This window comes from Micromonospora sp. KC213 (assembly GCF_004348325.1).
Taxonomy (GTDB): Bacteria; Actinomycetota; Actinomycetes; order Mycobacteriales; family Micromonosporaceae; genus Micromonospora.
Genome location: NZ_SMKF01000354.1, coordinates 1 through 927, shown reverse-complemented (window position 1 = coordinate 927; position 927 = coordinate 1). Strand labels below are relative to the sequence as shown.

The following is a 927-nucleotide window of genomic DNA, read 5'->3' as shown; positions in this document are numbered from 1 at the left end:
CCGTAGGGCGGTGGCGGCCGGGATCCGGCAGGTGGATCGGCGTCGCGCGGAGCGGGATCGGCTGATCAGGCGGTACGGGGATCCGCCGCAGCGGCCGTGGATTTATCTGATCGTGGCGACCGGGGACATCTACGAGGACATTCCGCAGGCGCAGGCGGCTGCTCGGGCGGGGGCGGACGTGATCGCGGTGATCCGTTCGACGGGGCAGTCGTTGCTGGATTACGTGCCGGAGGGTGCCACCCGGGAGGGTTTCGCGGGCACGTATGCCACGCAGGAGAACTTCCGGTTGATGCGGGAGGCGTTGGACTCCTCGTCGCGGGAGTTGGGGCGGTATGTGCGGCTGACCAATTACGCGTCGGGTCTGTGTATGCCGGAGATGGCGACGCTGGCTGGCCTGGAGCGGTTGGACATGATGCTCAACGATTCGATGTACGGGATTTTGTTCCGGGACATCAATCCGATCCGTACGTTCGTCGATCAGCGGTTTTCGCGGCAGGTGCACGCGCGGGCGGGGATCATCATCAACACCGGTGAGGACAACTACCTGACCACGGCGGATGCGGTGGACGAGGCGCACACGGTGACCGTGTCGCAGTTGTTGAACGAGTTTTTCGCGCATGAGGCGGGGTTGGCGGACTGGCAGTTGGGGTTGGGGCACGCGTTCGAGATCAACCCGGATCTGCCGGAGTCGTTGCGGTTGGAGTTGGCGCACGCGTTGCTGGCTCGGGAGTTGTTTCCCGATGCGCCGTTGAAGTGGATGCCGCCGACGAAGCACATGACCGGGGACGTGTTCCGGGGGAACCTGCTCGACGGGTTCTTCAATCTGGTGGGTGCCATGACGGGGCAGGGGATCCTGCTGGTGGGGATGATGACCGAGGCGGTGGTGACGCCGTGGTTGTCGGATCGGGACATCGCTCTGCAGAACGT

The 927-nt window shown here is 64.7% G+C and carries 1 protein-coding gene; it reads left to right on the top strand.

The annotated features are described in order from the left end of the window. The coding region (locus E1166_RS30600) for a lysine 5,6-aminomutase subunit alpha (protein ID WP_243710616.1) at positions 1–927 on the top strand (927 nt) is incomplete at both ends.